General features: G+C 76.3%; 9 protein-coding genes. 7 read left to right on the top strand and 2 right to left on the bottom strand.

The window, feature by feature from the left end:
- The first annotated feature begins 195 nt into the window (after positions 1–195).
- The 4 genes from ACFYNO_RS31570 (at position 196) to ACFYNO_RS31555 (ending at position 3,721) form a co-directional block, all read left to right on the top strand.
- Positions 196–1,119: an ATP-binding cassette domain-containing protein gene (locus ACFYNO_RS31570; RefSeq protein WP_388020410.1), complete on the top strand. Its 924-nt coding sequence runs from the start codon at positions 196–198 to the stop codon at positions 1,117–1,119.
- Positions 1,116–1,859 carry an ABC transporter permease gene (locus ACFYNO_RS31565; protein ID WP_388020407.1) on the top strand — a complete coding sequence of 248 codons (744 nt, stop codon included), beginning with the start codon at positions 1,116–1,118 and terminating at the stop codon, positions 1,857–1,859. Before ACFYNO_RS31570 ends, ACFYNO_RS31565 begins: the two co-directional genes overlap by 4 nt.
- Positions 1,860–2,009: 150 nt before the next feature.
- The gene (locus ACFYNO_RS31560; protein WP_388020404.1) at positions 2,010–2,201 is read left to right on the top strand and encodes a hypothetical protein; all 192 of its coding nucleotides are present in this window, start codon (positions 2,010–2,012) and stop codon (positions 2,199–2,201) included.
- 143 nt (positions 2,202–2,344) lie between these two features.
- Positions 2,345–3,721 (top strand): polysaccharide lyase, encoded by a 1,377-nt coding sequence (locus tag ACFYNO_RS31555; RefSeq protein WP_388020401.1) that lies wholly within the window; start codon positions 2,345–2,347, stop codon positions 3,719–3,721.
- Between the two features lie 112 nt (positions 3,722–3,833).
- On the opposite strand, the gene ACFYNO_RS31550 is transcribed toward ACFYNO_RS31555, so the two are convergent.
- The gene (locus tag ACFYNO_RS31550; protein WP_388020398.1) at positions 3,834–4,079 is read right to left on the bottom strand and encodes a Smr/MutS family protein; all 246 of its coding nucleotides are present in this window, start codon (positions 4,077–4,079) and stop codon (positions 3,834–3,836) included.
- A gap of 83 nt (positions 4,080–4,162) precedes the next feature.
- On the opposite strand from ACFYNO_RS31550, the gene ACFYNO_RS31545 reads away from it, so the two are divergent.
- Positions 4,163–4,717 carry a GNAT family N-acetyltransferase gene (locus ACFYNO_RS31545; protein WP_388020395.1) on the top strand — a complete coding sequence of 185 codons (555 nt, stop codon included), beginning with the start codon at positions 4,163–4,165 and terminating at the stop codon, positions 4,715–4,717.
- Between the two features lie 33 nt (positions 4,718–4,750).
- The gene (locus ACFYNO_RS31540) at positions 4,751–7,195 is read left to right on the top strand and encodes a WD40 repeat domain-containing protein (RefSeq protein WP_388020392.1); all 2,445 of its coding nucleotides are present in this window, start codon (positions 4,751–4,753) and stop codon (positions 7,193–7,195) included.
- Here ACFYNO_RS31540 and ACFYNO_RS31535 read toward each other — a convergent pair.
- A complete protein-coding gene (locus ACFYNO_RS31535) occupies positions 7,176–7,559 on the bottom strand; it encodes a recombinase family protein (protein ID WP_388020389.1) in 384 nt (127 codons plus the stop codon). The genes ACFYNO_RS31540 and ACFYNO_RS31535 overlap by 20 nt on opposite strands.
- 277 nt (positions 7,560–7,836) lie before the next feature.
- On the opposite strand from ACFYNO_RS31535, the gene ACFYNO_RS31530 reads away from it, so the two are divergent.
- Complete coding sequence (locus tag ACFYNO_RS31530) at positions 7,837–8,394, top strand: hypothetical protein (protein ID WP_388020386.1); 558 nt, start codon at positions 7,837–7,839, stop codon at positions 8,392–8,394.
- Positions 8,395–8,399: the final 5 nt, after the last annotated feature.

The following is an 8,399-nucleotide window of genomic DNA, read 5'->3' as shown; positions in this document are numbered from 1 at the left end:
TTCGTGGGGGGCCCCGCCCGGTTGGGGCGGGCCCCCCCCCCGCCCGGGGGGGGGCCCGCCCCCCCCCGCCCCCCCCCCCCCCCCGGGGGCCCCCCCCCCCGGGGCGGGGCCCCCCGGGGACCCGGCCATACTGAGGGCTGTCCGACCGTTCGCGCCGGACAGCCCCTGGGCGGACCAACGGGCCGGAGGCCGCACGTGATCGAGACCGAGGAGCTGACCCGCAGCTTCGGCGGCACCCTCGCCGTGGACCGGCTCACCCTCAGCATCGGCGAGGGCGAGGTCTTCGCCCTGCTCGGCCCCAACGGCGCCGGCAAGACCACCACCGTGCGGATGCTCGGCTGCCTGATCGCCAGCAGCGGCGGCCGGGCCACCGTGGCCGGCGAACGGATCGGCGCGCCCGGCGCCGACCGGCGGATCCGCTCCCTGGTCGGCCTGCTCCCCGAGGAGCCGGGCCTCTACCCGGACCTGACGGCGAGCCGGCTGCTGGACCACTTCGGCCGGCTCTACCAGCTCCCCGCACCGGTCCGCGCCGAGCGCACCGAAGCCCTGCTGCACCGGCTCGGCCTCTGGGAGCGCCGGGACAGCGCGGCCGCCACCTTCTCCAAGGGCATGCGCCAGCGCCTGGCCATCGCCCGCGCGCTGATCCACGACCCGCCGGTGCTCTTCCTCGACGAGCCCACCGCCAACCTCGACCCCGAGGGCGCCCGCAGCGTGCGCGAGATCCTGCTCCAGCTGCGCGAGGAGCGGCGCACCATCGTGCTCAACACCCACGACCTGGCCGAGGCCGAGCGGATCTGCGACCGGGTCGCCGTGCTCCGCACCCGGCTGGTCGCCGTCGGCCGCCCCGCCGAGCTGCGCGCCGCGGCCCGCGGGCGCACCACCCGGATCACCCTGGACGCCGTCACCGGCCCGGTGCTCGCCGCCGTCCGCGCCCTGCACCCCGAGGGCGTGCGGGCCGAGGGCGCCGAGCTCACCGTGGAGGTCGCCGACCCGGTGCGCGACAACCCGGAGCTGGTCGCCGCCGTGGTCGCGGCCGGCGGGCGGGTGCAGAGCGTGGTCCCGGTCACCGCCAGCCTGGAGGACGTCTACCTCGACCTGCTGGGGGAGGAGCCGCGGTGAACCGGCGGATCGTCAGCACCATCGCCGCCAAGGACCTGCGACTGGCCGTCACCCGGCGCAGCATCAGGTACTCGCTGATCGCCTTCCCGCTGCTGGTCTCGATCGGCCTGCCGCTGGTCACCAGGTTCGCCGGGCACAGGAACGGCGGCCAGGGCATCCCGGCCGCCGCCCTGCCGCGCACCCTGGACTCCTTCGTCTTCTTCTTCGTGATCGGCGCCGCCGTGCTGCCGACCGCGATCGCCGCCTACAGCCTGGTCGGCGAGAAGATCGACCGCAGCCTGGAGCCGCTGCTGGCCACGCCCGCCGGCGACGGCGAGATCCTGCTCGGCAAGACGCTGGCGGCCGCGCTGCCGCCGGTGGTGGCGATCTGGCTCTCCTCGGTGGTGTTCATGGTGCTCTCCGATGCCTTCACCCGTGACCGGCTGCACCGCGACTACTTCCCCAACGCCAGTGCCTGGCTGATCCTGCTGCTGGTGGTGCCGCTGACCGCGCTGGGCTCGGTCGGGTTCAGCGTGCTGGTCTCCGCCCGGGTCACCGACGTGCGGGCCGGGCAGCAGCTCGGGGCGCTGGCGGTGCTGCCGTTCATGGGCGTCTACATCGCCGCCGAGACCGGCGGGCTCACCCTGGACAGCACCGGACTGCTGGTGCTCGCCGGGGTGCTGGCGGCGGTGGACGCCGGGCTGGCGGTGCTCAGCCGGGCCGTGTTCCGGCGGGAGGAGATCCTGACCCGCTGGGCCTGAACGGGCCTCAGACCGGGAGTGTCGACGTGCGGAACCCCGCGGCCCTGACCAGGATGGCGCAATGGAGCCGCAGCCCGATCCGCACGCCCGACTGGACTGGCCGCCGCGCTGCTCTCCCGGCGGCCCGACCAGCCGCCGCGGCTGATCCTGGTGCTGCCCGGCTTCTTCACCCTCACCGTCGGCTCGCTCGGCCTGCGCGGCCTGACCGCGCTGGCCGGCGGCTACCGGCTGGAGGGCTTCCAGGACCTCAGCACGATGATCACCATCGTGGTGGCGATCGCCGCCGGACTGCTCTTCGGCACCGTGCCGGCCCGGCCCGCGGCGGTTCGGCCGGCCGACTGAGGAGCTTCGGGAGAGGTCTGGACCTTTCTGCTGACGCGGACGCGGCGGATCGCTAGCCTGGCGACGCGCTCCGGCCCCCCACACCGCCGGGCGCGGGTGAGGTCGTCCCCGACGACCGAGTTCTGAGAAGGAGTCGGCACTCCATGACCCCCACTCCCCACCGCCCCCGGCGCGCCGCGCTCGGCGCCGCCTGCTGCGTGGCGCTCGCCGCCGGGCTGGTCGCCTTCGGCACCGCCGGCACCGGCGCCGCCGCCGTGCCCGGCGACCTGGCCTGCGGCGCCGCCGCCACCGCCACCAGCAGCGCCACCGGCACCAGCCCCGGCGGCGCGACCGACTGCGACACCGGCACGCTCTGGCAGAGCGCCGCCGCAGGCATCCAGGAGCTCAAGGTGGACCTGGGCGCCACCGACGCCATCGACCACGTGACGGTGGTCTGGGGCGGCGCCTACGGCACCGAGTTCAAGATCCGCACCTCGCCGGACGGCACCACCTGGCACACCCAGGTCGCCGTCACCACGGGCACCGGCGGCGCGCAGACCATCGCACTGCCGGCCGGGGTGAGCAGCCGGTGGATCGAGATCTACGGCCAGCACTCGGCCTCGGCGGCGGGGTACGCGGTGGACGAGTTCGAGGTGTTCGGCACGGCCGGGAGCGGGGCGCCGACGCCGTCCGCCCCGGCCTCCGCCTCCTCGACGCCCACCCCTACCCCTACCCCCACCCCCACGCCGACCCCGACGGCCACGGGCAGCCCGGCCCCCGCCGCGTGGACCGGCCAGTTCAGCGGCTACGGCAGCGCCGCCTGGCAGTCCGCCTGGGGCTGGACCGCCACCGGCGCCTGGGGCGGGGCCGACACCCAGGTGGTCAGCGACCCGAGCGCGCCCGGCGACGGCAGCGCGCTCCAGGTCACCTACGGCGCCGGCTCCTCCGCACCGTCCTGCACCGACTGCCCGACGGCGGGCGGCGCGCAGTTCTACACCCAGCTCGGCTCGCTCAACGGCGGCGCGGCACTGGCCGCCTCCAGCACGCTGGACCTGAAGTACCAGGTGCGGTTCCCGGTCGGCCACGACTGGGGCAAGGCCGGCAAGCTCCCCGGCCTCTACGGCGGCACCATCGGCGACGAGTCCGGCGGCAACCACGGCAACGGCTGGTCCACCAGGTACATGTGGCGCGGCAACACCAGCGCCGCCAACAACGGCGAGGTCTACCTCTACACCCCGACCAACTCCGGCCCCACCGGCTACGGCGTGGACCTGGGCGTCGGCGACTGGAAGTGGCTCGCCGACGGCCGCTGGCACTCCGTCGAGCAGCTGGTGAACCGGACCGGCGGTGACGTCACCGTCTGGTACGACGGCGTCCAGGTCGCCGCCCTGCCCGGCGCGGCCTCCGGGATCGCCTCGATCCCGTTCAGCGGCGTCTTCTTCTCCACCTTCTACGGCGGCCACGACACCAGTTGGGGGCCGGCGAGCACCCAGCAGTCGTACTTCGCCGACTTCTCGCTGTCGACGACCGTGCAGCACTGAGCACCGGGGCGGCTCCTGACCGGGCGTCGGGAGCCGCCCCGAGGTCGGAGCAGCGGCGGCGCGGCCAGGATCGGCTCGCTCAGGGCCGACCGCACCGCCGGCCGCGGTTCCGTCAGCGGAAGTGGACCAGCACCCGCCCCGGGTTGCGCGGGTCGGTCTCGTGGCGGGTGTAGAGCTTGCGGATGTGCTTCTGGTCCAGGAATGCCAGCACCCGGCGCATCAGCTGCCCCGAGCCCTTGCCGGGGATGATCTCCGCGACCGGGTCGCCCGACTGGGCGGCGGCGAAGAGGAACTGGCGCATCGCCAGTTCGATGTCGCGGTTGTTGCGGAAGATCGGATGCAGGTCGAGGCTACGCACGCCCGCACGATAGTCGCACCGCCGGGCGGGCGGTAGGGTGGCCGCGCCGGATGGACGGGAACGAACGACCCTGGGGGACCTGCATGTCCGTCGGACTCACTGTGCCGGGCAGCGCCACCGCGCCCGCGCTGTCGCTGCGCCCGTGGGCACCGGCCGACCTGCCCGCGCTGCTGGCCGCGCACCGCGATCCGGTGATGCGCGAGCGGCTGACCGGCTGGGTGGGCGACGAGGCGGCGGCCCGGCGCTGGCTCGCGGAGCAGGAGGCGGGCTGGGCGGACGGCAGCAGGTACTGCTTCGCGGTGGTGCCGGCCGGGGGCGAGCCGATCGGGAGCATGGTGGTGAAGGTGTGGAGCGGCGCCAAGTCCGGCCTGGCCGAGGTCGGGTACTGGACGGCGGCCGGGGCGCGCGGCCAGGGGGTGGCGCCGCGGGCGCTGGCGGCGGTGCTGGAGTGGCTGACCGGCCCGGAGCGCCCGGCTCCGCTGGCGGCGGTGGACCTGCTGCACGCGGTGGGGAACACCGCCTCCTGCCGGGTGGCGGAGAAGTCGGGGTTCGGGCTGGTGGAGCTGCTGGCGCCGTTCCCGCCGGACTTCCCCGAGGAGGGGCACCGGCACCGGCGGGTGCTGGTGACGCTGCCGTAACGCCCGTGGAGGGCCTCCCCCAGTATCTTGAACATGTTCAACTTCACGGGAGGCGGATCGGGCCTGACGGTCCGTCCGTGGCAGGCCGCGGTCACCACGGCCTGGGTGGCGCTGGTCGTCACCGCTCCGCTGGTGCTGCTCGGGGTCGACGGGACGGCGGACACCGTCTTCCTGCTGGTGCCCGGCAGCGGGCTGCTGCTGGGCACGCTGCTCGGCTGCTGCTGGGCCAGGCAGGCGATCCTGTTCGCGCTCCTCGGCGGGCTGCTGCCGCTCGCGAGCGAGGTGCTGGCGCTGATGTGGACGATCGGGCCCGACGGGCTGGGCGGGCGGACCATGATGGTGTCCTGCCTCGCGGTCTTCGAGCTGATGCCGCTGACGCTGGTGCTGACCGAGGTGCCACTGGTCTTCGGTCTCTGCGTCGGCGAACTGCTCTCCCGGAGCCGCCGGACGAACCGAGGGGGACGAGTGATGGAGTGGACGCAGGACGGGGAGTTGGCCGCGGCCCGGGGCGGCCTTTCCGGGGCGCGGCTCCCCGACGGCTGGCAGGTCGCGTGGGCGACCGGCCGGGCCGTGGACCGGCGGACGGTGCGGGTGCACCCCCGGGCGGCGGCGGGCACCGGCCCGCGGCTGGCCGAGCTGGACGGGCGCCTGCTGCTGCTCTCCGAGGAGCGGTACGGCCCGGTGCGGATCGGCGACGCGCTGACCGGCGAGCCGGGCGCCGCCCTCGACGCGGGCCGGGAGGCCCGGGTGGCCGCCGTGGTCCGGGTGGGCGGCCGGGTGCTGCTGCTCACCGGGCACGAGGGCCCGACCCCGAACTTCCGCCCCGGCGAGGGCGGCGACCGCCTGCAGGCCTGGGACCTGCGCACCGGTGAGCCGGTCGGCGCGCCGCTGACGGTGGCTCAGGGCCTGCTCACCACCGTCGCCGGACTGGTGCTTCCCGACGGCCGCACGGTGCTGGTGACCGGCGGCTGGGACGGCCTGGTCCGGGTCTGGGACCTGGCCACCGGGCGCGAGCTCGCCGAGCCGGCCGGCGGCCACCAGGGCTGGGTGGCCGCCGTCGCGGTCGCCGAGGTGGCCGGCTGCCCGGTGGTGGTGAGCGCCGGCGAGAAGGACGAGCAGGTACTGGTCCGCGACCTGACGACCGGTCGGCCCGCGCTCGCCCCGCTCACCGGGCACACCGGCGCCGTGCTGGCCGTGCTGGCCCTCCCCGGCGGCGGGCGGGTCGCCACGGCGGGGATGGACGGCACGGTGCGGCTCTGGGACCTGGCCGAGGGCGGGCGGCAGGCCGGCGCGCCGCTCGCCGCCGCCCCCTCGCGGATCACCGCGCTGGCCACCGCCCGGATCGGCGGCCGGCACCTGCTCGCGGCGGGCGGCTGGGAGCGGGTGGTGCAGCTCTGGGACCTCGCCACGGGCGACCCGGTGGCCGACCCGTTCAGCGGCCACGAGCAGCCCGTCGAGGAGCTGGCGCTGCTGGACGGCGCGGTCGCGGCACGCGCGTTCGACGGCACGGTGCGGGTCTGGACCTCCACCGGCCCGCGCCACGACGGCCGCGCCGCCCAGGGCTTCGAGGGATCGCCCTCCGCCCTGCTGCTGGTGGCGCAGGGCGAACGGACCCTGGCCGTCCGGGCCGGCTACGACGGCACGGTGCGCCACTGGGACGCCGCCGGGCCGCCCACCGGCGAAGCCCGCCTGCTGGCCGGGCCGGGCCGATCGGTGCACGCCATGGCCCTCGCGATGCGGGAGGACCGGCGGGTGCTGCTCACCGGGGGCGAGTCGGGCGGGGTCCGGGTGCTCGACCTGGCCGGCGGCGAGCCGATCACCCTGGAGGACGGGGAGCGCGGTCCGGGCCGGGTCACGGCGCTGGCCGCGGTCGAGCAGGACGGGCGGGTGCTGGTGCTGGCCGGCGGCCCGGACGGCACCGTGCGGATCTGGGACCTGGCCTCCGGCCGCGCGCTGCGGCCGCTGGCCGCGGGCGAGGGCCGGGTGCTGGTACTGGCCGCCGCCCCCGTGGACGGCCGGACCGTGCTGGTCACCGGCCACTCCGACCACACCGCGCGGTGCTGGGACCTGGCCCGGCGCCGACCGCTCGGCCCGCCGCTGCACGGCCACCGGCGCTGGGTGGACCGGGTGGCGACCGCCGTGGCCGGCGGCCGGCCGGTGGCGGTGACGGGCTCCGGGTACGACAGCCGGCTGCGGGTCTGGGACCTGGCGACCGGCCGCGAGCAGGGCCACGGGCTGCACGGGCACCTGGGCCGGCTGGCCGACCTGGTGACCACCGTGCTGGACGGCCGGCCGGTGGCCGTCTCGGCAGGCGACGACGCGACGGTGCGGGTCTGGGACCTGGCGACCCTGGAGCCGCTGGGCGAGCCGGTGCCGCTGCCCTACCGGCCGCAGCTGCTGGCCGCGCTGCCGCAGGGCGACGGGGTGCTGGTGGCGTTCGGCGCGGAGCTGGCGCTGCTCAGGCGGCCGTCGCGATGACCGGGACGCGCTGCGCGGGAAGTTCGACCACCCGGCAGCCGTGGGCGTGCAGGCGGTCCACGGCGGCGGTGGCGGCGCCGTCGTCCAGCGCGAAGACGAACGGGCCCGGGACCAGCACCACCGTGAGCAGCCCCGCCTCGACCCGGTCGAGCAGGGCCTCCAGCTCGGGCAGCCCGTCCTGGGGGCGGCGGCCGCGGTCCCGGAAGAGCGCGGGTTCGGCGAACCCCAGCGACTCCGCGAGCGCGTGCAGGGCACGGCCCTGGCAGTCCATCGCGGTGTCGTCCTGGGGGTAGCAGCGCAGGTAGATCGCGGACGGCGGTCGGACGGCCGGGCTCGGGCCGGGGGCGGCCGGGTGGGCGGACATGGGCGTCGGACCTCCCAGAGGACGGGGCCGAGCGGTGGGGCGGCTCGGTCCTCCCAGGAGACCTCCCGGTTCGATGGGTGAACAATGCGGGCCGTCCCCCATTCGAGGCGAGTTCACTGAGGGTTCTCCTGCCTCCGCGCGGATCATGGCCGATCCCGGGCAGGCTTCACCCGTACGGACGATGGCAGTGTGGCGACGGGGAAAGTCGGTCACCTAAGGTCGCCGAGTCGCTGCGGATCGTCATGGACGCGGGGGATCTCGGACCTTGGGGGGCGCAGTGAAGGCGGAGTCGTGCACGGCCGGCCGACCGGCCGACCGGGGGCTGGACGGGTGGATCGACGCCTTCGTCTCGCCGGTGACCCGGATGCTGCTGGCCAGTGACGGCATGACCACGCCGCTGCTGGAGGCGGTGGCCCGGCAGCGGGTGCGGGCGGACGTGCGCTCGGTGGTGCCGCTGCCGGCCGCGCGGCTCGGGGCGGCGGCGGTGGCGGCGCTCGGGCTGCGGGGGGAGGAGCCCTGCCTGGTCCGGCGCACCCGGCTGGTCGCGGCGGACGGGCTGGTGGTCTCCAGCAACTGCGTGGTGGCCCGGGCCGGCTGCGACGAGCGGATCGACCGGGTGGTCGGCGACCCGGCGGCCCCCCTCGGCTTCGCGCTGCAGGCGGCCGGGGTGGTACTGCGCCGCCGGCTGGTGGACGCGGGCCGGGAGGTCTGGCCGGAGCCGGGCGGCGGGTGCTGCGTGGTGAAGGCCTACACGATGAGCGCGGCCGGGCGGCCGGTGCTGTACCTGCGGGAGCTGTTCAACCCCGCGCTGATACCGGCGGAGCTGCGAGGGTGACGGCG

Source organism: Kitasatospora sp. NPDC006697 (assembly GCF_042869935.1).
GTDB lineage: Bacteria > Actinomycetota > Actinomycetes > Streptomycetales > Streptomycetaceae > Kitasatospora.
The sequence above is the reverse complement of the archived record's forward strand: the minus strand, read 5'-3'. Positions and strand labels throughout refer to the sequence as shown.